Origin of the sequence: Hydrogenophaga pseudoflava (genome assembly GCF_031020795.1) — a bacterium.
GTDB classification, from domain to species: Bacteria; Pseudomonadota; Gammaproteobacteria; order Burkholderiales; family Burkholderiaceae_C; genus Hydrogenophaga; species Hydrogenophaga pseudoflava_A.
Map to the genome: position 1 here is coordinate 165,210 of NZ_JAVHJP010000006.1, position 22,505 is coordinate 187,714.

The window sequence follows — 22,505 nt, forward strand, 5'->3', positions numbered from 1 at the left end:
CCGCCCCCACGCTCTGTTGCCGGACCGTTCAGGCGGCGGCCTCGGCCGGCTCGCTCGCCTGGCCCGCTTCGATGGTGATGCGCCGCTCGCAACGCTGGGCGATGCCCCGGTCGTGCGTCACCAGCACCAGCGTGGTGCCCTGCTCGCGGTTGAGCTCGAACATCAGCTCCATGACCCTTTCGCCGGTGGCGAAGTCTAGGCTGCCCGTGGGCTCGTCGGCCAGCAGCACCGCGGGCTGCACCACGAAAGCACGCGCCAGGGCCACGCGCTGCTGTTCGCCACCGGACAGCACCTTGGGATAGTGACCCAGGCGTTCGCCCAGGCCGACGCGTTGGAGCATGGCGGTGGCCGCGCTGCGCGCATCTCGCCGCCCTGCCAGTTCCAGCGGCAGCATCACGTTCTCCAGCGCGGTCAGATTGCCCAGCAGCTGGAAACTCTGGAACACGAAACCGAGCTTCTGGGCACGCAGCGCAGCGCGCTGGTCCTCGTCGCGTGCAAACAGGTCGACGCCATCGATGAACACGGTGCCGCGGGTCGGCGTGTCCAGCCCCGCGATGATGGACAGCAGGGTGCTCTTGCCCGAACCCGAGGCACCGACGATGGCGGCGGTTTCCCCTTGGCGCAGGGAGAAATCGATATCGCGCAAAATCGTCAGCGTGCCTGTGGAGTCGGTGACCGACTTGAACACATGCTGCACCACAATCATTTCTTGTGCCATGAAGCCGCCCCGAAAGGCCCGCCAGTTGAAACGCCGCCACTTTAACGCCCTCCTCTGCGCCGCCGCCCTCACGGGGTCAATCGGGCCCGCCGCGGCGCAAACCGCGGCCACCGCCGCCACCGTGCTGGTGGTCGGCGATTCGCTCAGCGCCGAATACGGCCTCAAACGGGGCAGCGGCTGGGTGCAGATCCTGCAGGAGCGGCTGCTCAAGGAAGGCATCCCCGCGCGCATGGTCAACGCGGGCATCAGCGCCGACACCACCTCCGGGGGGCGCTCCCGCCTGCCGGCGCTGCTCAAGCTTCACAAGCCGGCCGTGGTGATCATCGAGCTGGGCGCCAACGACGCGCTGCGTGGCCTGCCGCTGAACATGACGCGCGACAACCTGACCGCGATGGCGAGAGCCTCTAAGGCGGACGGCGCGAAGGTGGTCATCGTCGGCATGCAGGTGCCGCCCAACTACGGCAGCCAGTACACCCGTGACTTCCGGGACCTGTTCCAGCAGGTGGCCAGCGCCGAGAAGGCCTCGCTGGTGCCCTTCCTGCTCAAAGGCGTCGCCGACCTGCCGGATCCGACGCTGCTGTTCCAGGAGGACCGCATACACCCCAACGAGGCGGCGCAGGCCACGATCGCCAACAACGTCTGGCCGGTGCTCGCGCCCTTGCTGCAGAAACGATAATCGGCGGATGCCCGTCCGTACACTGCCTGCCACCGAGGTGTTGCACCGCCTCAGCGAATTCGACGCCATCATCGACGCCCGCTCCGAAGACGAGCATGCGCTCGACCACGTGCCGGGTGCGCTGAACTGGCCCAGCCTGAACAACGCCGAACGCATCCTGATCGGCACCATGTACAAGCAGGTCGATGCCTTCGAGGCCAAGAAGCGCGGCGCCGCGCTTGCAGCACGCAACATCGCCACCCACATCGAACGAGAAGTGCTGGACAAACCCAAGGGCTGGAAGCCGCTGGTCTATTGCTGGCGTGGCGGTAACCGCAGCGGCGCACTGGCCACCATCCTGGGCGCCATCGGCTTCCAGGTCACCCTGATCGAAGGGGGCTACAAGGCCTGGCGCGCCGCCCTTGTGGACGACCTGCCCGCGCAGGCCCAGCGCCTGCACTACCGCGTGGTATGCGGCCCCACCGGCAGCGGCAAGACCCGCCTGCTGCACGCGCTGGCGGCCGAAGGTGCGCAGGTGCTGGACCTCGAAGGCCTGGCCCGCCACCGCAGCTCGGTGCTAGGGCACATCCCGGGGGTTGAACAGCCTAGCCAGAAACGCTTCGACAGCCTGGTGTGGGAGGCCCTGCAGGCCTTCGATCCCTCACGGCCGGTGTTTGTCGAGAGCGAGAGCAAGAAAGTGGGCAACCTGCGGGTGCCCGACGCACTCATCGACGCGATGCGCGCGAGCCCCTGCATCGACCTGCGACTGCCCGACGGGGAGCGCGTGGCGCTGCTGATGGAAGACTACGATTTTTTTGTGAAGGACAGCGAGCACTTCTGCCGTCGCCTGGAGGCCCTGACCGAACTGCGCGGCAAGGCGGTGGTCGCTGAGTGGATCGACAAGGTACGCGCCGGGCGCACACAGGAAGTGGTGCTGGACCTGCTCAAGACGCACTACGACCCGACGTATGCGGCTTCAATCGACCGCAACTTCGCGCTCTATTCCCAGGCAGTGGTGTGCAACCTCCACTCCGGCTCGGACCAGGCGATGCGCGTCGCCGCACGTGCCCTTCTGAGCCAGACGTACACGCGGCCCCTCAAGGACCCGGGCTGACCGCTCAGTTGGCAGAAGACGGACCGGAATCGGCGCTGTCGCCGGACTCTGGCCTTTGGCTGGCATCCTGCTCATCGGTGCCGCCATCGCCGTGCGACTTGCGCTCGGCCTTGTTGCGCAGCTTTTCTTCTTTCTTCTGCTTCTTGGCGAGCTCGCGTTGGCGTTTTTCGTATCCGTAGTTGGGTGTGGCCAAGGGAATGTTTCCGAGGTTGGGGAAGTGAATCGGTCAGGTGTGAAGGGCCACCAGGGCTTGAGCCAGGTCGGCCCTGAGATCATCGACGCTTTCCAGGCCGATGGCAAACCGCACCAGCCCACCCTTGTGAGCCCAGGGCCGGGTCCGGATGGACGGCACGTTGTACGGCGCACACAGGCTGATCGGACCCGCCCAGCTCCAGCCTGGCCGGAACAGACGCAGGCGGTCGCAGAAGGCATCGATCTGTGACTGGGAAAAGCGGTCGTCGAACACGGCACTGAACAGGCAGGCGGCCGCCGTCGCATCACGTGACCATGCCTCATGACCGGGCGAACCCGGCAGCGCCGGATGCAGAACACGCACCACGCCCGGCTGGTCCTGCATCCAGGTCGCCAGCGCCCGCGTGGCCGCATCCTGTGCCTGGTAGCGCAAGGACATGGAGGCCAGCCCCCGCAATACCAACTCGGTGTCGTTGCCGCTCACGCCCAGGCCCAGGCGCATGTGGCACATCAGCAACTGGTGGTGCAGCGCGTGGTCGCGCGTCACCACGGAGCCCATCAGCACGTCGGCGCCCCCGCTGGGGTATTTGGTCAGCGCCTGCATGGACAGGTCAACGCCCAGGTCAAACGGGCAGAACGCAACGCCGGCACCCCAGGTGTTGTCCAGCGCGGTCAGGATGCGGCGCTCCCCCCCCCTGCCCTGGTTGGCGCTACGCACCACCGCAGTCAGTGCAGGAACATCAGGGAACTCCAGCGTGATCGAACCGGGAGCCTCGATCCACACCAGGCGCGTGGTCGGCGAGAGGCGGCTGGCCAGGTCGCCCGGATCCAGTGGATCGTAATAGCGGTGGGTGATGCCCCAGTGCGAGAGCTCGCTGGCCGCAAACGACTTGCCCGGACCGTAGGCGTTGTCGGGCAGGAGCACCTCGTCGCCCTGGCGCAGGAAGCTCATGTCGACCAGGGTCAGCGCCGACAGGCCGCTGGGCGCCAGCACGCAATACTGGCCGCCTTCGAGAGTCGCGATGCGCTCTTCCAGCGTGAAGGTGGTCGGTGTGCCGTGCAGGCCGTAGGTGTAGCCGCTCTTGTCGGCCCACTCCTGCGTGCGCAGGGCGTGCACGTCCTTGAACAGGACCGTCGACGCCTTGTGCACACCGGGCGCGACGGAGTCGAAGCCCTCGGGAGGGCGGTAAGGATGATGGATCAGTCGGGTGCAGAGGTCTGACATCGAGATCAGAGTTTCCACTTTTCCAGCAGTTGCGCCGGCCGCATGCTGTCGTAGCTCTCGAACGGCTGATGGATCCAGGGGTTGGTCGGAAGGAACTCGACCGAATAGTCGGGCGTGAACACCGACACCGCCTTGGTCCAGATCACAGCGCTGCGCAACTCCGTGATCGGCGCGTAGTTGTTCTTGAGCATGCCGATGACGGCGTTGAGCGTGTGGCCGGAGTCGGCCAGGTCGTCCACCAGCAGCACCTTGCCGGCAATTTCGCCCTTGGGTGTGGTGATGTAGCGGGCGATGTCGAGGTTGCCCTGCTCGGTGCCCGCGTTGGCGCGGTAGGAGCTGGTCGACATGATCGCGAGGGGCACATCAAAAATGCGGGAAAGGATGTCCCCGGGCCGCATGCCACCGCGCGCCAGGCAGAGGATGGTGTCGAACTCCCAGCCCGACTGGTAGACCTTGAGCGCCAGCTTCTCGATCAGGTTGTGGTATTCGTCGTACGAGACGTAGAGGTGTTTGCCGTCTTCGGTCAGCATGCGTGTCTTCCGTTCGTGGTCGCGGTTGGAATCATTCTGCACCAGGGCCGCAAGGCTCAGGCGCTGAACGGATGGTGAAGCAGGATGGTGTGATCGCGGTCAGGGCTGGTGGACACCACATGGATGGGCACACCGGTGGCCTCCTGGATGCGGTCCAGATAACGCTGCGCGTTGACCGGCAGGTCTTCGTAGCGCGTCTTGCCCACCGAGCTCTCGGTCCAGCCCGGCAGGGTTTCGTAGATCGGCTTGCAGCGCGAGATTTCATCCGCACCAGCGGGCAGGATGTCGATGGTTTCGCCGTCCAGCTCATAGCCGGTGCACAGCTTGAGTTCGGGCAGCCCGTCGAGCACATCGAGCTTGGTGATGCACAGCCCTGTAAGACCATTCACCTGGGCCGAGCGCTTGAGCAGCGCAGCGTCGAACCAGCCGCAGCGGCGCGACCGGCCTGTGGTCACGCCCTTTTCGGCGCCCACCGTACTCATGTGGTAGCCGGGCGTGCCCGGCACTTCCCAGTCCAGTTCCGTCGGGAAAGGGCCGCCGCCCACGCGGGTGCAGTAGGCCTTGGTGATGCCCAGCATGTAGTGCAGCATCTGCGGCCCGACGCCGGAACCGGCCGCCGCATTGCCTGCCACGCAGTTGCTCGATGTCACGAAGGGGTAGGTGCCGTGGTCAATGTCCAGCAGCGTGCCCTGTGCACCCTCGAACAGGAGGTTGGCTCCGGCCTTGTGGGCATCATTGAGCTCGCGCGAGACGTCGGCGATCATGGGCTTGACCAGTTCGGCCTGCGCCATGGCCTCGTTGTACACCGCGTCGAACTGGATCTCGCCGTCCTTCATGTACACCGCGAGCTTCTCGTCCCAGGCCAGTTCGGCAGAGTGGAGGAAGGTCTTGAGCACATGGTTGTGGAGCGCCAGCAGCTCGCGCAGCTTGGATGCAAAGCGCTCGGGGTACTTGAGGTCCATCACGCGGAGCGCGCGACGGGCGATCTTGTCCTCATAGGCCGGGCCAATGCCGCGGCCCGTGGTGCCGATCTTCTCGGTGCCGGCCTTGACCTTGGCGGCCTCGCGGGCGATGTCGATGGCGGCGTGGAAAGGCAGGATCAGCGGACAGCCCTCGCTCACGCGCAGACGCGAGCGCACTTCCACACCCGCCTTCTCCAGCCCTGCAATCTCTTCGAACAGCTTTCCCACCGAGAGCACCACACCATTGCCGATGTAGCACTTCACGCCCGGCCGCATGATGCCGCTGGGAATCAGGTGCAGCGCGGTCTTGACGCCGTTGATCACCAGCGTGTGACCGGCGTTGTGGCCGCCCTGGAAGCGCACGACGCCCTGGGCGGATTCGGTCAGCCAGTCGACCAGCTTGCCTTTTCCCTCATCGCCCCATTGCGTGCCCACGACCACCACGTTGCGTCCCGCAGAAGCGGCGCTGCTGTTCTTGCTCATTGCTTGATTCCGGTTAAAGGGATTTCACTGTCCAGGCACCCGCGCGGGCCGGATCGGGCACCAGCTCGCGGTCGCAGTGGAACTCATTGACTTCATGCTCATGCCCCGGGAGGGCACAGACGACGGTATGGCCCTCGGCTCGCAACGCCGCAACCGCGTCGCGCAGGCCGGGTTCCATGCCCCAGGGGGAGCGGATGGCCGCCACCAGAGGGCGCGGCGCCACGGCCGCCACCAGCTCCTTCAGGTCCAGGCTGAACCCCACCGCAGGACGCTTGCGCCCGAAGACGGCGCCCACCTCGTCGTACCGGCCACCGCGAGCCAGCTCCATGGCCGCGCCTTGCGGGCCCTGGGCAAACACGGCGAAACGCATGCCTGTGTAGTACGCGTACCCGCGAAGGTCGGCCAAGTCCACCGTGACCAGCATGTCATCGCGTGCGGCATGGTCGGCCAGCCATTGGAGATCGTCCAGTGCGGCCGACAAGGCGGCCGAGGGAGTCAGCAGCGCACGCGCCTTGGAGATGACCGAGGCGTCGCCGAACAGGCCTGGCAACGACATCAGATCGCTGCGCACAGCCTCGGGAAGACCCTGCGCCAGTTCGGCCAGTCCGGGCACATCCTTGCCCGCCAGCGCAGCGTGAATGGCGCGCACCGTGTCGGAAGACAGTTGCACCGGCGCCAGGACCGCGTCGATCACACGCACATCTGCCAGATCAAGCTGCAGCCTCTGAACGCCTGCGTGGCACAGGCAGGCCCTCACCAGCTCCACCACCTCCAGATCCGCTTCCAGGCCCGCATGGCCATAGATTTCTGCGCCGAACTGCAAGGGTTCACGACTGGCCAGGGGACGGTCGACCCGTGTATGGACGACCGGTCCGCAGTAGCTCAGCCGTGCCACGCCTCGCCGGTTGAGCAGATGGGCATCGATGCGGGCCACCTGCGGCGTGCTGTCAGCGCGCAACCCCAAGGAACGGCCAGAGAGCTGATCGACCAGCTTGAACGTCATCAGGTCCAGCGCTTCGCCGGTGCCGGTGAGCAGCGATTCCAGATGCTCGACCATCGGCGGCATCACCAGTTCGTAGCCGTAGCCACGCGCGGTGTCCAGCAAACCCCTGCGAAGTTCTTCGATGTGGCGTGCCTCGGATGGCAGGACATCGGCAATGTGATCCGGGAGGACCCAGGCAGACATGTGAAATGGAGGGGGCTGTTAAAAACGCAATTTTACCGGCTGCAGCGCCGGCATTCGGCGGGCGCGGCTCAGGCGACCCAGGACCAGAGCGCAATGCCGCTGACGATGCAGATCAGGCCGAAGAACCGGATCTGCCCGTCGCGCAACCTGAGCATCTCGGCAAACACGCGGCGCCATGCCCCGGGGGCCACGAACGGCATCAGTCCTTCAAAGACCAGAACCAGCGCCAGCGCTGGCCAGATCACGTCCGCAAGTGAGGTCTCCACTCAGCGGGACGCCGGAGCGCCGCGCATGGCCTTGAAGAACTCCGACGATGGGTCCAACACCATGACGTCGGACTTGCCCGTGAAGCTGGCCTTGTAAGCCTCCAGGCTTCGGTAGAACTGGGCGAACGCCGGGTCTCTGCCGAACGCCTCGCCGTACAGCGCGGCCGCCTTGGCATCGCCCTCACCCTTGACCGCCTGGGCCTGCTTGTAGGCGTCGGCCAGAATCACTTCGCGTTGGCGGTCGGCGTCGGCGCGGATCTTCTCGCCCTCGGCAAAGCCGGTGGATCGCAATTCGTTGGCCACCCGTTTGCGCTCGGTTTCCATGCGCTGATAGACCGAGGCGGTGATGCTCTCGGCGTAGTCCACGCGCGTGATGCGCACGTCCACCACGTCCATGCCCCAGGGCTTCTCGGCACCTGCTACCGCGCGGAGCACCTCTCGCTTGACGTCTTCCATCAACTCTTCACGACGGCTCGACAGCAGTTCGTTGAGTGTGCGTTTGTTCACCTCCTGCTGGAAGGAGTTGCGCACGACGCGGTTCAGTTGCAACGCGCCGGCACTTTCATTCAGACCAACGTTGCGGATGTACTGCTGCGGCTCGCTGATGCGCCAGCGCACATACCAGTCAATGACCACACGCTGCTTCTCTGCTGTCAGCGTCGGCTCCGCATCACTGCTTTCCAGCGTCAGCAAGCGCTTGTCGATGTAGGACACGTTCTGGACCAGCGGAATTTTCCAACCCAGCCCGGGTTCCGTCACGACCTTCTTGATTTCACCCAGTTGAAACACTACGCCGAACTGACGCTGGTCCACCACGAAGAATGTGGCACTCAGAAATGCCAAAGCCACCAGAAAGGAGGTGACGATAAATCCAAGCTTGTTCATGTCTCGAAATCTCCGGACGTCTTGCTTCAGCGGCTCTCACGCTCGCGCGAGCGGGCGTTGCTGCTGTTGGTGGTCGCGGGCGCCGGGATCGGCGCGCTGGTCACGGGCGGCGTCGACGCAGAGGACGTCGCTGGGGTCTGGGCGACCTGCTGCATCAGCTTGTCCAGCGGCAGATACAGCAGATTCGAGCCGGACTTGCTGTCGACCATCACCTTGGTGACGTTGGAGTAGATCTCCGACATCGCGTCCAGGTACATGCGGTCGCGAGTCACCTGGGGCGCGCGCTGGTATTCCGCCAGAACAGCACGGAAACGCTGGGCATCACCATCGGCCTGACCGACGATGCGCGCACGGTAACCCTCTGCCTCAGCGGCCAGACGCGAGGCCGCACCCCGCGCCCGGGGCACGACGTCGTTGGCATAGGCCTGGGCCTCGTTCTTGGCTCGGTCGCGCTCCTGGCTGGCCTTGAGCACGTCGTCAAAGGCCGCCTGCACCTGCTCGGGTGGCCGCACATGCGTCAGGTTGACACCTTCGACGACGACCCCCACCTTGTAGCGGTCCAGGATGGTTTGCATCAGCGTGCGCACCCTCGGTGCGATCTGGTCGCGCTCTTCCACCAGAGCGGCGTCCATCTTCATCTTGCCGACCACTTCGCGAACCGCGGTTTCCGCCGCCTTCACGACAGCGGACTCGGGGTCGCGGCTCTCGAAGAGGTAGGCCCTGGCATCGCTGAGGCGGAACTGCACGACCAGCTTGATGTCGACGATGTTCTCGTCCGCCGTCAGCATCGACGACTCGCGCAAGCCGGTGGCGGGCACGACCGTGTCGCGACCGACGTCCACCGAACGCAACTGGGTCACGGCCACCGTCTCATGCCGCTCGATGGGATACGGCATGCGCCAGCTGATGCCGGCACCGACCGTGTTGCTGTATTTGCCAAAGCGGGTGATGACCGCCTGCTGGCCTTCCTGCACGATGAAGAAACCGGTGCCCAGCCAGATCAGCAGCGCCACGAGTCCGATCAGGCCGGCGCCGATACCCGCCGACTTGGGGCTGGGGTTGAAGTTCGGAGCTCCGCCTCCATTGCCCCCGCGACCGCCGCCCCCCTTGTTGCCGAGCAGGCCTCCCAGCTTCCGATTGAAGTCGCGCCAGAGTTCGTCCAGATCCGGAGGGCCCTGATTGGGCCCTTGGGGGCGCTGCCCCCTCGGCTGAAGGTCGTCCTTTTCACCGGGCTTGGGATCGGAATCGCCGCGCGATGGCTCATCACCCCTGCCCCACCGGGGATCGTTCAGGTTGAACACACCCAGCAGCCGCGCCCGCCACCCCGGACGAACCCCGGCACCAGGACCGCCGGAGGGAGATTCCATATTCACATTCATGGATGGTCAACTCTTGTTTCGGATCAAAACCACATTGTGCCCAATCAGGGCGCCGGATCACCGGGAGGGAAATCTCCCTCGCGGGACTCCCCGGCAGGAACGCGCTCCAGCACGATCGACGCCAGCAGGGCCCGCAACTCGGGCAGACCAGTTCCGGCGAGCGCGCTCACAAAGATACGAGGCACGCTCTGGCCATCGAGTTCCATGGTGTCCTGCAACACACGGGGGGCGCTGGCGGGCTCCATGGCATCGAGCTTGTTGAAGACCAGCACCTGCGGCACCTGGCTGGCCCCGATTTCCTGCAGCACGCCCTGCACCGATTCGATCTGCTCCAGGTGCGAGGGGTTGGAGGCATCCACCACATGCAGGAGCAGGTCGGCATCGGCCGCCTCCTGCAGCGTCGCCGCGAAGGCATCCACCAGTCCGTGCGGCAGATCGCGAATGAAGCCCACCGTGTCCGAGAGGGACACCGACCGGCCCGCCTCGCCGAGGTACAGCTGCCGCGTGGTGGTGTCCAGCGTGGCGAACAACTGGTCCGCGGCGTAGGCACGCGCTTTCACAAGGGCATTGAACAGCGAGGACTTTCCGGCGTTGGTGTAGCCCACCAGGGAGATCGCAAACGCATCGCGCCGCTCCCGCTGACGACGCTGGGTCGCCCGCTGCTTCTTGACCTTCTCCAATCTGTCCTTGGTCCGCTTGATGGCGTCGGCGATCATCCGACGATCCAGCTCGATCTGCGTCTCACCCGGACCGCCGCGCATGCCAATACCACCGCTTTGGCGTTCCAGGTGGGTCCAGCGCCGGACCAGGCGTGTAGAAAGATACTGAAGGCGCGCCAGCTCCACCTGGAGCTTGCCCTCGTGGCTGCGCGCGCGCTGCGCAAAAATCTGGAGGATCAGCAACGTCCGGTCGTTGACTGGCAGTCCCAGTGCCCGCTCGAGGTTGCGCTGCTGTGCTGGACTCAGGGCCTGGTCGAACAACACCTCGCTGGCACCGGAAGACTGCGCAAGCATCCTGATTTCTTCCGCCTTGCCGGTACCGACGAACAGCGCCGGATCAGGCGCCTTGCGTTTGCAGGTCACCCGGTCGGCCACAGAAAAGCCGGCCGTCTGCGCCAGCAGGCCGAGCTCCTCGAGCGAGTGGTCGAAGTGGGGCAGACCAAAGTCCACCCCGACAAGAACAACCGACGGATGTGTCGGCGCAGGGGTACCGGAGGGGATCAAGAGCCGGACGATTCGTCCGCACCGACGGCGGAGAACTGGACCGGGCGACCCGGCACGATGGTGGAAATCGCATGCTTGTACACCATCTGGGTCACGGTGTTGCGCAGCAGCACGACGTACTGGTCGAACGACTCGATCTGACCCTGCAGTTTGATCCCGTTGACCAGGTAGATCGAAACGGGCACATGCTCCCGACGCAGCTGGTTCAGGAAAGGGTCTTGCAAGAGTTGGCCTTTGTTATTGCTCACGATATGCTCCGTGTTCAAAATGAAGTGGATAAGGAGCCGCACCATACCACACCGGTGGCGCGCTCAGGAAGACGCCCGGGCGGACCTATTCCTTGTAGGGATTGTCGGAGGTCTTGAACTCGATCCGCAGGGGCGTCCCCACCAGATCGAACGCCTTGCGGAAACGCCCTTCGAGAAAGCGCTTGTAGGCGTCCGGCACGTGCTCCAGCGAGTTGCCGTGAATCACGATCACCGGAGGGTTCATGCCACCCTGGTGCGCGTAGCGCATCTTGGGCCGGTACATGCCCACCTTCTGGGGCGCCTGGAAGGCCACCGCCTCCTGCAGCAGACGGGTCAGCATGGGCGTCGGCATTTTGCGCATGGCCGACGCCTGGGCCCGCACGATGGACTTCCAGACCGGGCCGAGGCCCTGGCGCTTGCGCGCAGAAATCAGGTGGAGGGTTGCAAACTTGAGGAACGCCAGTCGGGTTTCAATCTGCCGTTCGATCTGCTCGCGCTGGTAGCTGTCCACCGCGTCCCATTTGTTGATGGCAAGCACCACGGCCCGTCCGCTCTCGAGGATGTATCCAGCGATGTGCGCGTCCTGATCGGTCACCCCTTGGGTGGCGTCGAGCAGCAAAAGCACCACATGGGCGCTTTCGATAGCTTGCAAGGTCTTGACGACCGAAAACTTCTCGATCGCCTCGAAGACCCTGCCCTTGCGGCGCAGCCCCGCGGTATCGATCAGTTCGAACTTCTGACCGTCGCGTTCGAACGGGACGGATATCGCGTCGCGCGTGGTCCCGGGCAGGTCAAAGGCCACGAGGCGCTCTTCGCCCAGCCAGGCGTTGATCAGGGTCGACTTCCCGACATTGGGCCGACCGGCCACCGCCAGCCGGATCACCCCTTCAGCCGGTTCGACCTCCTCCTCATCGCCCTCGGAGAAGCCGGGAACGGCGTTCAAGGCGCTTTCCAGCATGCCCCGTACACCTTGTCCGTGGGCGCTCGACACAGGCAGCACCTCGCCCAGCCCGAGCTCAAAGAATTCGGCGAGCTGGACACCCTGGGTCATGCCTTCGGCCTTGTTCGCCACCAGAATGGTGGGCTTCCCCAGGCGGCGCAGGTACTGCGCAATTTCATGGTCCTGAGCGCTCAGGCCGGCGCGGGCATCCACGACGAACAGAACCACGTCGGACTCTGCTACCGCCTGACGGGTCTGTTTGGCCATCTCGCGGTAGATACCCTCGCCTGCGTCGGGCTCAAAGCCGCCCGTGTCGATGACGATGTACTCGCGCTTGCCCAGATGTCCGTTGCCGTAATGACGGTCGCGTGTCAACCCCGCGAAGTCGGCCACGATGGCGTCACGGGTGCCGGTCAACCGGTTGAACAGGGTGGATTTGCCCACATTGGGCCGCCCCACCAGGGCGATCACGGGTTTCACGGACAGGAACTTTCGATCAGCTCGCCCCGAAGGCGAAGAAAAACTTACGGCTTATTGCGAACGCCAGGCAAACACGCCGCCATTGCGCGTCTGCACCACCAGAGCGGGACCAGACAACACGGGCTGGGCGAGCACCGCCGAGCCGTCGGTGGCAAGGCGCGTGAGCTCACTGCCATCGGCCGTCGACAACAAGTGCACCTGTCCGGACTGGTCACCCACTACCAGCAGCCGGCCAAGAACCAGCGGAGCCGTCAGGTCGCGGTATTTCAGGCGATCCAGCTCCCAGACTTTCTCGCCACCGGCGCGCTGCCAGACCAGCACCCGCCCGTCGGCCTCGGTACCTGCGACCCACTGTGCATCGCCATGCACCCCCACCACGCCTTGTGCGGCCTTGTTCCAGACCGATCGGCCGGTGTCGGTATCCACACAGGCCACCGCAGAGTTGTACGCGCGGGCGCAGACGCCGGCACCCTGCCGGCTCGCCGGACCGACCAGATCCACCAGGCGTTCCACCTCGTTGGTGCCACGGGAGTTGGCCACCGGCACATCCCAGCGTGGAGTGCCGTTGTCCGGATTCAGTCCCACCAGGCGACCCGACAGGCCAGCGACCAGTGTGTCGCCGACCGCCATCAGAACCCCGCCTTGCCGCAGCACCAGGGGCTCCCCGGGGCGGGTCTGCGTCCACAATTTCGCGCCGGTGCGACCGTCGAACGCCAGCACGCTTCGATCAGCCGTCAACACGAACACCCGCCGCCCTGCAACGAGCGGCGACGTGTAGGACGCGGCGGGGAGTTGCACCCGCCAGAGTTCCCTTCCGTCCGCCATGGCCACCAGCAGGTGTCCCTGGGACACGACGGCGGCGATGTCCCCATCGCTGCCCACGCCGGTGGACAGCGGCGTGTTGAGGTTCAGCCGCCAGACATCGCGGCCAGAAGTGGCATCGACCACGGCCACGGTGCCAGTCCCACCCGCAAGGTAGACACGCCCCTGATGCGCAAAGGGGGTCAGCGGGACCGCCGAGGCCCCCACCTGGGTGGACCAGATCTGCTGGGCCGAAGCCCGGTTCGCGGGCGGCGGCAGCTCCGCCGGCTTGACCTTGGCCGGCCCGGATGAACAGGCCGTGAGCACAGCCAACGCCGCAGCCGCCATCAGGCGCCTTCCCATGAGAACGGAACCCATGGCCGCCGGCTTCACTGCGACACCCCGCTCGTCGTCGAAGGCGCCACGTTCACGCCCAGCGCTGCCAGCTTGACCTGCACCAGCTGGCGGTACTCGGTGCGCTCGCTCATGGCGTCCCAGGCCTTCTGGTACTGCGCCTTGGCCTCGTCCGCCTTTCCCTGCGCCATCAGCACATCACCCCGGCGGTCGGCGACAAGCGCCGCGTAGGCCTCTGGCATCGGCGCTTCCAGCGCCTTCAAAGCCTCTTCGTAGGCCTGGGCCTGCAAATGCACGCCCGCCAGTCGCAGGCGGGCCACCGCCTTGTAGGAGTCGTCAGAACCGCTGTTGGCCACCCATGACAGTGCGGCCTTCGCCCCGTCGGACTTGCCGGCCTCGAACAGGCTCTGGGCGGCCAGCATCGCCCCCTGGGCCGCGAAACTGGTACCGCCGAATTTGTCCTTCATGTCGGCCAGCGCACGCTCGACCTTCTCGGGATCTCGCGCATCCGCGGCCCGCTCGATTTCGTCGTAGAGCGCCGCCGCCTTGATGGACTGGCTGCGCTGCCACCAGTTCCAGCCATTCCAGGCGGCGAACCCGCCGAGCACCACGATCAGCACCCAGGTGATCAGGTTGCCGTACTGCGCCCAGAAGTGCTTGAGCTGGTCAATCTGTTCCTGCTCTTCGAGGTCTAAATGAGTGGCCATGGCTGTCGTTTGGTTGAAGTCGTCGGATTGTAGGTCGTGGGGTCGGGCGCACCGCCCCCGGGTCAGGTGCTGCGCAGTCCGGGCCCCCAGGCAGCCACTTCCGCCAATGGCCGCAGCTGCTGCCCGGTCTCGGCGGCGCGATCACCACGCAGGAACTTGAGCGCCACCATGCTCTGCTCCAGCTCCTGGGCGCCGAACACCAGCGCATACCGAGCACCGCTTGCGTCGGCCTTCTTGAACTGGGACTTCATGCTGCCCATGCCCTCGGCGCCCCCCGCATGCATCGCGACCGACACGCCATGGGCGCGCAGTTGCCGAAGTAGCGGCATGGCCACCGACAGGGCCGCGGCATCCGGAATCACCGCATAGGCATCGGGAGCGGCGGGCTCGGGCAGCTTGCCCTGTTCCTTGAGCAGCTCCAGGATGCGCTCCATGCCCAGCGCCCAGCCTACCGCCGGCGCCGGTTTGCCGCCGATCTGCTCGAACAGGCCGTCGTAGCGCCCGCCGGCACACACGGTGCCTTGCGATCCGAGCTGGGTGGTCACGAACTCGAACACCGAAAGGTTGTAGTAGTCCATGCCGCGCACCAGGCGCGGGTTGATGCGGTAGGCGATGCCTTGTGCGTCGAGGAGCGCGCGCAGGCGGTTGAAATGATCGAGGGACTCGGCGCCCAGGAAAGCCATGAGGTGAGGCGCACCATTGACCATGGCCTGCATCGCCGGGTTCTTGGTGTCCAGAATGCGCAACGGGTTGGAGTGCAGCCGGCGCCGGGCGTCCTCGTCCAGCAAGTCCGCGTGCTCCTCCAGATAGCTGATGAGCGCCTGACGGTGCGCCAGGCGCTCGGCCGGCTGCCCGAGGCTGTTGATCTCCAGCTCGATACCCTCCAGCCCCAAATGCGTCCACAGGTCGCAGGCCATCACGATCAGTTCGACGTCCACGTCGGGCCCGGCGAACCCGAGGGCCTCGGCGCCGAACTGGTGGAACTGACGGTAGCGACCGCGCTGAGGGCGCTCGTGACGGAACATCGGCCCCATGTAGTAGAGGCGCTTGCCGCCGTCATAGAGCATCGAGTGCTCGACCGCTGCGCGCACCACGCCCGCCGTGTTCTCCGGGCGCAGCGTCAGTTGCTCGCCGTTGAGGCGATCCTCGAAGGAGTACATCTCCTTCTCCACGATGTCCGTCACCTCGCCAAGACCGCGGACAAACAGCGCGGTCGGCTCGACGATGGGCGTGCGCACATTGCGGTACCCGTAGCAGCGCATCAGCGACCGCAGCGTGTCTTCCAGCCACTCCCAGTGTGCGGACACGGGAGGGGCGATGTCGTTCATGCCTTTGACGGCGCTCAGTTTCTCTGCCATGGATCTGCTCAGCAATGTAGGGCGGCGGGAGCCGCCGTCGGCTCAGGCGGGGGCGCCGAACCGCTTCTGGATGTAGTTTTCGACGATCTGCTGGAACTCGACGGCGATGGTTTCGCCACGCAGCGTCATCGCCTTCTGGCCGTCGATGAAGACCGGTGCAGCAGGCGCCTCACCGGTTCCCGGAAGGCTGATGCCGATGTCGGCGTGCTTGCTTTCGCCCGGTCCGTTGACGATGCAGCCCATCACGGCCACCTTCATGTTCTCCACACCGGGATAGCGCGCACGCCAGACGGGCATCGATGCCCGCAGGAAGTCGTCGATCTGCTTGGCCAGCTCCTGGAAGGTGGTGCTGGTGGTGCGGCCACAACCCGGACAGGCGGTGACGCTGGGCACGAAGGTGCGCAGCCCCAGCGCCTGAAGGATCTCGGAAGCCACCACGACCTCCTGCGTCCGCGCCTCACCAGGCTGCGGGGTGAGCGACACACGGATGGTGTCACCGATACCCTGCTGCAACAACACCGCCAGCGCCGCGGCGGAGGCCACCGTGCCTTTCACGCCCATGCCGGCCTCGGTCAGTCCCAGGTGCAGCACGTGGTCGGTGCGGAGCGCCAGTTCCTGGTAGACCGCGATCAGGTCCTGCACGCCCGACACCTTGCAGGACAGCGTGATGTTGTTGGGGTTCAGTCCGATCTCTTCTGCACGGCGAGCGGAGTCCAGGGCCGAGGTGATCAGCGCCTCGTACATGACCTGACGCGCATCCCAGGGTTCGGCACGCCGTGCGTTGTCGTCCATCAGACGCGCCAACAGGTCCTGGTCGAGGCTTCCCCAGTTGACCCCGATGCGGATTGCCTTGTCGTGGCGGGCGGCGATCTCGACCATCTGGGCGAATTGCCGGTCGCCTTTGTCGCCGCGCCCCACGTTGCCGGGATTGATCCGGTACTTGGACAGCGCCTCGGCACAGGCCGGGTGATCGGTCAGCAGGCGGTGGCCGTTGTAGTGGAAGTCGCCGATCAGCGGCACATGGATGCCCATGCGATCGAGCTGTTCGCGAATGTGCGGCACCGCCTGCGCCGCCTCGTCGTTGTTGACCGTGATCCGAACCAGCTCGGAGCCTGCCAGTGCCAGTTCCTTGACCTGAATGGCGGTTCCGATGGCGTCGGCAGTGTCGGTGTTGGTCATCGACTGCACGCGCACCGGCGCGCCGCCACCGACGGTCACGTGGTGATCGCGCCAGCTCACCACACCAGCACGGCTACGCCGCAGGCGCGGCGCACTCAGCGCGATGGGACCCGGTTCGCCAAACTGAATTGGATCGGAAGCTGCAACTGTGGGCATTGTCATTTCACCTGGAAGCGTGCCACGCTGTTGCGGGCAAGGGGCATCACGTCAAAGCTCTGACCGCGCACCGTCACCTGGACCGCATCGGCCCGCCCCACCACCACCGAATAAGGCGGCAACGCGGAAAAGTCCAGCGAATCGCCAGGCTTGAGCACACGTTGCACCTGGGACGCGCCCTTGCCGTCCACCACCTCTACCCACGACTCGCCGATGGCCTGGATGCGCAACAGCGCGGCGCCATTGGCATCCGTCGGCGTGGCTGACGCATCGGGCGCGGTCGGCGCCGAAACTGCCGGAGCGGCCCCTGTCACCGCGTCGGGGGACGGGACTGCGGCGGATGTCCCACCAAGGGGCACTTCGACGGTCCCGGTCGGGCCAGCGGACAGCGGCACGTCGGGTCCGGGTTCCACCCGCTCCGGGGAGGTGGCCGTTGTCGCTGGCGCCGACTGCCCAAGCTGGCCGATCGAGGTTCCCCAGTCCGGGGCCAGCAGCAGTCCGCCGGCGGCCAGCACGAGCAACAGCGACGCCAGCACCGCGGGACGGCGCAGCCACTCGGCAGCGGGAGAGCTGGCGCCTTCCTGCGCGGGCTTGAAGGGTGCGTTGATGGTGTTGGGCGTGTCGCCCAGCATCGGGGTGCGGCTGAACGGAATCTGTTCCAGCACCGGCGCCGGATCAATCTTCAGATGCCGGCAGGCGCTCGAGGCGAGCGCCCTGGCAAAGGTCAGGTCAGGCAACTCTTCGTACCGGCCGGCCTCCAGCGCCTCCAGTTTCTTGACCGGCACCTTCAAGGCCGCGGCCAGCGCGCCGATGTGCAGGCCAGCGGCTTCTCTCGATTGCTGCAGCAGCACCGGCCGCGTCCAGGCGGTGTCCTGGGACATGGTCGCCTCACTCATTGAACGCTCCCCGCTGATAGGCCGCCCACTCTTTGGAGCGAGGGAAACGGCGCTGCAGCTGCTGTGCCAGTTGCTCGACCACCTGGACATTGTTGAGCCTGCGCTCGATCCTGATCCCGAGCCAGAGGGTCTCCGAGTTGGCCTGTTCGGAGTTGTTGATGCGGCGGATCACAAACTGTGCCTTGGTGAGTTCGCCCCGAAGGAACTCCAGGTTGGCGAGGTTGTATCCCACATAGGGATTGGCCGGATCGAGCTCATAGGAGCGCGAAAAGCTGGCCTCTGCCTCGGCGGCCTGCCCCATGCGCAGCTGGCAGGTGCCCTGCATCATCAGCGTCTTGGCCTGGTTGGCGTAGAGCGGATTGGACAACGCACGCCGGAAGAGGCCCACCCCCTCGGCATGCCGCTGCTGCTGACAGAGGAAGACGCCGTAGTTGTGCATGGCATCGGCGTCCCGGGAATTGATCTGGAGCGCGCGGCGAAAGCTCTCCTCGGCCAGCGCCGGTTCGTTCAGCCGCATGTACACCAGGCCGCGCAGCGAGTAGGCAGGTCCGAAGCCGGGATCGGCCGCCAGAGCCTGCTTGATCTGATCGAGGGCCACCGAGGTCTGCCCCTGCTCGAAATAGCCGGCCGCTAGCTCCAGCCGGATCCTGGCCCGCTTGCGCCCTTCGGGCTCATCGGATTCGGTGATGGGCTCGGTACCGCTCCCCGCGCTGGCATTGGTACCCGACGGCGGAGCGGCGCAGCCCCCGAGCCCCAGCAAGACGCCCAGCAGCAGGAGCATCCCCAACGCGCGACCCAGCCATGCAGATGGATTGGCCCACGGGGCCGGTCCGCGCGGAGTCTCTGATCGCACGCTGAAATCGTTCATGCCTGTCATTCCTTGGCTGGGTGCACAAATCGGATGGGTTGCGCCGCAGCAATCCGCCGGGCGACCTGGGTCCGGTCCATCACGTCTCCGGCCAGCTGGCCACAGGCCGCATCGATGTCGTCACCGCGCGTCTTGCGCACGGTGGTCACGACGCCGGCCTCGCTGAGGATCCTCGCAAACGCCTGCACCACCGGACGTGGGGAGCATTTCAGACCGGAGTCGGGAAACGGGTTGAAGGGTATCAGGTTGAACTTGCACGGCACACCGCGACCGCCGTGGTGCCGCACGAGGTCCAGCAGTTGCGCGGCGTGTTCGGGCTGGTCATTGACCCCGTCCAGCATGCAGTACTCGAAGGTGATGAAGTCGCGCGGAGCGGCCGGCAGGTAGCGCAGGCAGGCGTCCAGCAGTTCTGCGATCGGGTACTTGCGGTTGATCGGCACGAGGACGTCGCGCAGCGGATCGTTGGGCGCGTGGAGCGACACGGCCAACGCCACCGGACAGTCCTTGGCCAGGCGATCAATCATGGGCACCACACCCGAGGTCGACACGGTGACGCGGCGCCTGGACAACCCATACCCATGGTCGTCCAGCATCACCTTCAGCGCAGGCACCAGGGCGCCGTAGTTCTGCAGGGGCTCCCCCATTCCCATCATCACCACGTTGGTGATCACGCGCTCGGACGACTTCAAGTGCTGGCGCAGGAAGTGTTCGGCGTGCCACAGCTGGGCAAGGATTTCTCCGGTCGTCAGATTGCGCGAGAAGCCCTGATGACCGGTGGAACAGAAGCGACAACCCACGGCGCAGCCCGCCTGTGAGGACACGCACAGCGTGCCGCGGTCGTCTTCGGGAATGAACACGGTCTCGACGGCGTTGCCGTCGCCCACATCGAACAGCCACTTGATGGTGCCGTCGGCCGAGTCCTGGCGCGAAAGCACCGGCAGGCCGGAGATGGAGCAGACCGAAGGCAGCTTTTCGCGCAGGCTTTTGGCGAGATCGCTCATCTCGTCAAAGCGCGACGCACCCTTCTGATGAATCCAGCGAAACAGCTGAACGGCGCGGAAGCGCTTTTCGCCCAGCTGTTCGCAAAAGGCGGTCAGGCCCTCGAGATCGAAGTCGAGCAGATTGACCGTCATGATGGCATGGTCAGCCCGCGATCAGCGCGAGTAGACATTCATGCCGGGGAAGAAGAAGGCCACTTCCACGGCAGCGGTTTCAGGAGCGTCGGAGCCGTGCACGGCGTTGGCGTCGATGCTGTCGGCGAAGTCGGCGCGGATGGTGCCGGCGGCGGCCTTCTTGGGATCGGTGGCGCCCATCAGGTCGCGGTTCTTGAGGATGGCGCCCTCACCTTCCAGGACCTGGATCATCACGGGGCCGGAGATCATGAAGCTCACGAGATCCTTGAAGAAAGGACGCTCCTTGTGCACAGCGTAGAACTGCTCGGCTTCGCGCTGCGACAGGTGGGCCATCTTGGCGGCCACGACCTTCAGGCCGGCCGCTTCGAAACGGGCGTAGATCTGGCCGATCACGTTCTTGGCGACGGCGTCGGGCTTGATGATGGAGAGGGTGCGTTCGATGGCCATGATGGTCCTTGGAGCGGGTTATGAAACAGGAATCGTGCGCCTTGCGGCAAAGCCCTTGATTCTACATCGCACCTATGAACGGGCACCCGATGCCCACAGGGGCGCACAGGGCTCAACGCCCCCCGGACCGACCGGTCTTGCGCCCCTTCGGCGGCTTGTTGTCACGCGACGCATCGCGCTCCCTGCGCCGCTGCAGCGAGTCTTGCCCGATGTACCCGTACGAGGTTTTCATGGGGTCGGGTTGTCCACCTGCGCTCGCGTCTTTTCCGGAACCCTTGGCAGGCCTCTTTCCAGCGCCCCTGCCACCCACCCCGGTAGGCTTTCCTTCACGGTCAAAGGACGAACCGGCACGCGGCACGCCTGCTTTTCCATCCGGGCGAGGCCCCTGCCCGAAGTGCCGACCTCGACCACCCGCGTTGCGGACAGGCGAACGCCCTTCGCCTCCCTGAGGCATGCCGGCCGCCGTGGTCAGGCGCTCAATGTCCCGATGGTCCAGTTCTAGCCAGACGCCACGCTTGAGTCCGCGTGGGAGCATCATGGCCCCGTAGCGAATGCGGATCAGCCGGCTGACAGCATGCCCAACCGCCTCGAACATGCGACGAACCTCGCGATTGCGCCCCTCGGCAATGGTCACCCGGTACCAGCAGTTGGCCCCCTCGCCACCGCCCTCTTCGATGGACGCAAACTGGGCCATCCCGTCGTCGAGCTTCACCCCATCAAGGAGACGCTGCTTTTCTTCACCGGACAGCGCACCCAGCACACGAACGGCATATTCCCGCTGCAATCCAAACCGGGGGTGCATCAGCCGGTTGGCCAGTTCGCCGGAGTTCGTGAGCAGCAGCAACCCCTCCGTGTTGAGGTCCAAGCGCCCCACCGACTGCCACTTGCCAGTCTGCAACCTGGGCAGACGGCGGAACACCGTGGGCCGGTTCTGCGGATCGTCGTGCGTCACCACCTCGCCAGCCGGCTTGTGATATGCGAGCACCCGCGGCGGAGGCGGAGCAATGCGCACCCTCACCGGCTTGCCGTTGACTTTGATGGTGTCGCCGAACTGGATGCGCTGGCCGATGTGGGCCGGCTCTCCGTTGACAGAGATGCGCCCCTCGAGAATCAGCTGCTCCATCTCCAGGCGGGAGCCCAGCCCCGCTTGGGCCAGCACCTTGTGGAGTTTGGGCGCATCCGCCTCGGGCTGAAGCACGCGCTTGCCAGGCAAGGGCAGCTCCTGCTCCTGCACCGCATCAAACGCCCCGCTGACAACATCGTCAAAGGCCATGTCGCCGGAAACCGGAGTGGCGGCGGGCTGGGGCGCCGGTACGGACCCGCCTGGCCCTGCGGCCAGACCTTCGTCGGGATCGGTCTCACTCGGCGGGCGTGGGGGCACGATGTTCATGCTGTTCCTGGAAAAGTTCGGATGTCTGGGATTCCACAGGTTCGCCGGCCTGCTCCGGAGCACCGACGCTCAACGCCCCGAAGTCCAGTCGTCCCAGCGCGGACTCCTGAACCTCGCTGCTGTCCAGCGGCGGCAACTGATCGAGCGACGACAGGCCAAGGTCGTCCAGAAACTGCCGAGTCGTGGCAAAGAGAGCGGGCCGCCCAACGGTCTCCCGGTGGCCGATGACCTCGATCCAGCCCCTGTCTTCCAATTGCTTGAGGATCAGGGAATTGATGGTCACGCCGCGGATGTCTTCCATGTCGCCCCGCGTCACAGGTTGCCGGTACGCAATGATGGCCAGCGTCTCCATGGCAGCCCGCGTGTACTTGGGCGGCTTCTCGGGATGCAGCCGATCCAGAAACGGCCGCAGCTCGGGGCGACTCTGAAAGCGCCAACCGGAAGCCACCTGGACCAGCTCGACGCCCCGACCGGTCCACTCCGCCTGAAGGTCGGTCAACAGGGTCTTGAGCGTGTCGGCCGACACTTCTCCATCGAAGAGCACACCCAGCTCCTTCAGGGACAAAGGCTGGGAAGCACAGATGAGGGCCGTCTCGACGACGCGCCGGGCATCCGAGGTATTCATCGGGGGTGCCTGAAAATGAGTGTTGGGGTCCTGACAAAACCGCAGCAGCGGCAGCTGGCGTCGCGCAGGACCGACCGGGTGTACAGGGACCGGAGAATGGACGCC

The 22,505-nt window shown here is 65.6% G+C and carries 24 protein-coding genes; 2 read left to right on the plus strand and 22 right to left on the minus strand.

All coding sequences use genetic code 11. The features are described from left to right. Window positions 1–28: 28 nt before the first annotated feature. A complete protein-coding gene (locus RCO38_RS19090; protein WP_308330026.1) occupies window positions 29–718 on the minus strand; it encodes an ABC transporter ATP-binding protein in 690 nt (229 codons plus the stop codon). Here RCO38_RS19090 and RCO38_RS19095 point away from each other — a divergent pair. Further along, window positions 717–1,394, plus strand: a complete 678-nt coding sequence (locus RCO38_RS19095) for an arylesterase (RefSeq protein ID WP_308330027.1) — start codon at window positions 717–719, stop codon at window positions 1,392–1,394. The two genes, RCO38_RS19090 and RCO38_RS19095, sit on opposite strands and share 2 nt — an antisense overlap. Window positions 1,395–1,401: 7 nt before the next feature. Continuing rightward, a complete protein-coding gene (mnmH, locus tag RCO38_RS19100; RefSeq protein ID WP_308330028.1) occupies window positions 1,402–2,487 on the plus strand; it encodes a tRNA 2-selenouridine(34) synthase MnmH in 1,086 nt (361 codons plus the stop codon). A 4-nt stretch (window positions 2,488–2,491) separates the two neighbouring features. On the opposite strand, the gene RCO38_RS19105 is transcribed toward mnmH, so the two are convergent. The 21 genes from RCO38_RS19105 to scpB form a co-directional block, all read right to left on the minus strand. After that, window positions 2,492–2,680: a hypothetical protein gene (locus tag RCO38_RS19105; RefSeq protein ID WP_308330029.1), complete on the minus strand. Its 189-nt coding sequence runs from the start codon at window positions 2,678–2,680 to the stop codon at window positions 2,492–2,494. 33 nt (window positions 2,681–2,713) lie between these two features. Then, complete coding sequence (locus RCO38_RS19110) at window positions 2,714–3,904, minus strand: PLP-dependent transferase (RefSeq protein WP_308330030.1); 1,191 nt, start codon at window positions 3,902–3,904, stop codon at window positions 2,714–2,716. Window positions 3,905–3,909: 5 nt separating this feature from the next. Beyond that, window positions 3,910–4,434, minus strand: a complete 525-nt coding sequence (locus tag RCO38_RS19115) for a phosphoribosyltransferase (protein ID WP_308330031.1) — start codon at window positions 4,432–4,434, stop codon at window positions 3,910–3,912. Between the two features lie 56 nt (window positions 4,435–4,490). Next, window positions 4,491–5,879 carry an adenylosuccinate synthase gene (locus tag RCO38_RS19120; protein WP_308330032.1) on the minus strand — a complete coding sequence of 463 codons (1,389 nt, stop codon included), beginning with the start codon at window positions 5,877–5,879 and terminating at the stop codon, window positions 4,491–4,493. Window positions 5,880–5,892: 13 nt separating this feature from the next. Further along, the gene (locus RCO38_RS19125) at window positions 5,893–7,065 is read right to left on the minus strand and encodes an ATP phosphoribosyltransferase regulatory subunit (protein WP_308330033.1); all 1,173 of its coding nucleotides are present in this window, start codon (window positions 7,063–7,065) and stop codon (window positions 5,893–5,895) included. A gap of 68 nt (window positions 7,066–7,133) precedes the next feature. Continuing rightward, window positions 7,134–7,310, minus strand: a complete 177-nt coding sequence (locus RCO38_RS19130; protein WP_308330034.1) for a DUF2065 domain-containing protein — start codon at window positions 7,308–7,310, stop codon at window positions 7,134–7,136. Between the two features lie 21 nt (window positions 7,311–7,331). Then, window positions 7,332–8,216, minus strand: coding sequence for a protease modulator HflC (gene hflC, locus RCO38_RS19135; protein ID WP_308330035.1), 885 nt, complete (start codon window positions 8,214–8,216; stop codon window positions 7,332–7,334). Between the two features lie 26 nt (window positions 8,217–8,242). Next, window positions 8,243–9,583: an FtsH protease activity modulator HflK gene (hflK, locus tag RCO38_RS19140; protein WP_308330036.1), complete on the minus strand. Its 1,341-nt coding sequence runs from the start codon at window positions 9,581–9,583 to the stop codon at window positions 8,243–8,245. A 56-nt stretch (window positions 9,584–9,639) separates the two neighbouring features. Continuing rightward, window positions 9,640–10,818 (minus strand): GTPase HflX, encoded by a 1,179-nt coding sequence (hflX, locus tag RCO38_RS19145; protein ID WP_308330037.1) that lies wholly within the window; start codon window positions 10,816–10,818, stop codon window positions 9,640–9,642. Further along, window positions 10,815–11,111: an RNA chaperone Hfq gene (gene hfq / locus RCO38_RS19150; protein WP_308330038.1), complete on the minus strand. Its 297-nt coding sequence runs from the start codon at window positions 11,109–11,111 to the stop codon at window positions 10,815–10,817. The genes hflX and hfq overlap by 4 nt, the downstream gene beginning before the upstream one ends. Before the next feature lie 40 nt (window positions 11,112–11,151). Further along, on the minus strand, window positions 11,152–12,486 hold the full coding sequence (gene der / locus RCO38_RS19155; protein ID WP_308330039.1) for a ribosome biogenesis GTPase Der: 1,335 nt from the start codon (window positions 12,484–12,486) through the stop codon (window positions 11,152–11,154). A gap of 51 nt (window positions 12,487–12,537) precedes the next feature. After that, entirely contained in the window at window positions 12,538–13,665 is a 1,128-nt protein-coding gene (bamB, locus tag RCO38_RS19160; protein ID WP_308330040.1) for an outer membrane protein assembly factor BamB, read from the minus strand. Between the two features lie 11 nt (window positions 13,666–13,676). Continuing rightward, window positions 13,677–14,348, minus strand: a complete 672-nt coding sequence (locus RCO38_RS19165) for a YfgM family protein (protein WP_308330041.1) — start codon at window positions 14,346–14,348, stop codon at window positions 13,677–13,679. 62 nt (window positions 14,349–14,410) lie between these two features. Further along, window positions 14,411–15,706: a histidine--tRNA ligase gene (gene hisS, locus RCO38_RS19170; protein ID WP_308330042.1), complete on the minus strand. Its 1,296-nt coding sequence runs from the start codon at window positions 15,704–15,706 to the stop codon at window positions 14,411–14,413. A gap of 42 nt (window positions 15,707–15,748) precedes the next feature. Further along, window positions 15,749–17,041, minus strand: a complete 1,293-nt coding sequence (ispG, locus tag RCO38_RS19175; RefSeq protein WP_308330043.1) for a flavodoxin-dependent (E)-4-hydroxy-3-methylbut-2-enyl-diphosphate synthase — start codon at window positions 17,039–17,041, stop codon at window positions 15,749–15,751. A gap of 2 nt (window positions 17,042–17,043) precedes the next feature. Then, on the minus strand, window positions 17,044–17,922 hold the full coding sequence (locus RCO38_RS19180) for a RodZ domain-containing protein (protein WP_308330044.1): 879 nt from the start codon (window positions 17,920–17,922) through the stop codon (window positions 17,044–17,046). Window positions 17,923–17,929: 7 nt separating this feature from the next. Beyond that, on the minus strand, window positions 17,930–18,805 hold the full coding sequence (gene pilW / locus RCO38_RS19185) for a type IV pilus biogenesis/stability protein PilW (RefSeq protein WP_308330045.1): 876 nt from the start codon (window positions 18,803–18,805) through the stop codon (window positions 17,930–17,932). A gap of 5 nt (window positions 18,806–18,810) precedes the next feature. Further along, window positions 18,811–19,938, minus strand: coding sequence for a 23S rRNA (adenine(2503)-C(2))-methyltransferase RlmN (rlmN, locus tag RCO38_RS19190; RefSeq protein WP_308330046.1), 1,128 nt, complete (start codon window positions 19,936–19,938; stop codon window positions 18,811–18,813). A 21-nt stretch (window positions 19,939–19,959) separates the two neighbouring features. Further along, entirely contained in the window at window positions 19,960–20,385 is a 426-nt protein-coding gene (ndk, locus tag RCO38_RS19195) for a nucleoside-diphosphate kinase (protein WP_308330047.1), read from the minus strand. A gap of 112 nt (window positions 20,386–20,497) precedes the next feature. Then, on the minus strand, window positions 20,498–21,775 hold the full coding sequence (locus RCO38_RS19200; protein ID WP_308330048.1) for a pseudouridine synthase: 1,278 nt from the start codon (window positions 21,773–21,775) through the stop codon (window positions 20,498–20,500). Continuing rightward, entirely contained in the window at window positions 21,744–22,400 is a 657-nt protein-coding gene (scpB, locus tag RCO38_RS19205) for an SMC-Scp complex subunit ScpB (RefSeq protein WP_308330049.1), read from the minus strand. Before scpB ends, RCO38_RS19200 begins: the two co-directional genes overlap by 32 nt. Window positions 22,401–22,505: the final 105 nt, after the last annotated feature.

What these genes read in the sequence shown, in the direction of transcription:
- RCO38_RS19095 (WP_308330027.1), top strand. Translation starts at nt 717, where the DNA reads ATGAAGCCGCCCCGAAAGGCCCGCCAGTTGAAACGCCGCCACTTTAAC.
- RCO38_RS19090 (WP_308330026.1), bottom strand. Translation starts at nt 718, where the DNA reads ATGGCACAAGAAATGATTGTGGTGCAGCATGTGTTCAAGTCGGTCACC.
- mnmH (WP_308330028.1), top strand. Translation starts at nt 1,402, where the DNA reads ATGCCCGTCCGTACACTGCCTGCCACCGAGGTGTTGCACCGCCTCAGC.
- RCO38_RS19110 (WP_308330030.1), bottom strand. Translation starts at nt 3,904, where the DNA reads ATGTCAGACCTCTGCACCCGACTGATCCATCATCCTTACCGCCCTCCC.
- RCO38_RS19115 (WP_308330031.1), bottom strand. Translation starts at nt 4,434, where the DNA reads ATGCTGACCGAAGACGGCAAACACCTCTACGTCTCGTACGACGAATAC.
- RCO38_RS19120 (WP_308330032.1), bottom strand. Translation starts at nt 5,879, where the DNA reads ATGAGCAAGAACAGCAGCGCCGCTTCTGCGGGACGCAACGTGGTGGTC.
- RCO38_RS19125 (WP_308330033.1), bottom strand. Translation starts at nt 7,065, where the DNA reads ATGTCTGCCTGGGTCCTCCCGGATCACATTGCCGATGTCCTGCCATCC.
- hflC (WP_308330035.1), bottom strand. Translation starts at nt 8,216, where the DNA reads ATGAACAAGCTTGGATTTATCGTCACCTCCTTTCTGGTGGCTTTGGCA.
- hflK (WP_308330036.1), bottom strand. Translation starts at nt 9,583, where the DNA reads ATGGAATCTCCCTCCGGCGGTCCTGGTGCCGGGGTTCGTCCGGGGTGG.
- hfq (WP_308330038.1), bottom strand. Translation starts at nt 11,111, where the DNA reads ATGGTGCGGCTCCTTATCCACTTCATTTTGAACACGGAGCATATCGTG.
- bamB (WP_308330040.1), bottom strand. Translation starts at nt 13,665, where the DNA reads ATGGGTTCCGTTCTCATGGGAAGGCGCCTGATGGCGGCTGCGGCGTTG.
- RCO38_RS19165 (WP_308330041.1), bottom strand. Translation starts at nt 14,348, where the DNA reads ATGGCCACTCATTTAGACCTCGAAGAGCAGGAACAGATTGACCAGCTC.
- hisS (WP_308330042.1), bottom strand. Translation starts at nt 15,706, where the DNA reads ATGGCAGAGAAACTGAGCGCCGTCAAAGGCATGAACGACATCGCCCCT.
- ispG (WP_308330043.1), bottom strand. Translation starts at nt 17,041, where the DNA reads ATGCCCACAGTTGCAGCTTCCGATCCAATTCAGTTTGGCGAACCGGGT.
- RCO38_RS19180 (WP_308330044.1), bottom strand. Translation starts at nt 17,922, where the DNA reads ATGTCCCAGGACACCGCCTGGACGCGGCCGGTGCTGCTGCAGCAATCG.
- pilW (WP_308330045.1), bottom strand. Translation starts at nt 18,805, where the DNA reads ATGAACGATTTCAGCGTGCGATCAGAGACTCCGCGCGGACCGGCCCCG.
- rlmN (WP_308330046.1), bottom strand. Translation starts at nt 19,938, where the DNA reads ATGACGGTCAATCTGCTCGACTTCGATCTCGAGGGCCTGACCGCCTTT.
- ndk (WP_308330047.1), bottom strand. Translation starts at nt 20,385, where the DNA reads ATGGCCATCGAACGCACCCTCTCCATCATCAAGCCCGACGCCGTCGCC.
- RCO38_RS19200 (WP_308330048.1), bottom strand. Translation starts at nt 21,775, where the DNA reads ATGAACATCGTGCCCCCACGCCCGCCGAGTGAGACCGATCCCGACGAA.
- scpB (WP_308330049.1), bottom strand. Translation starts at nt 22,400, where the DNA reads ATGAATACCTCGGATGCCCGGCGCGTCGTCGAGACGGCCCTCATCTGT.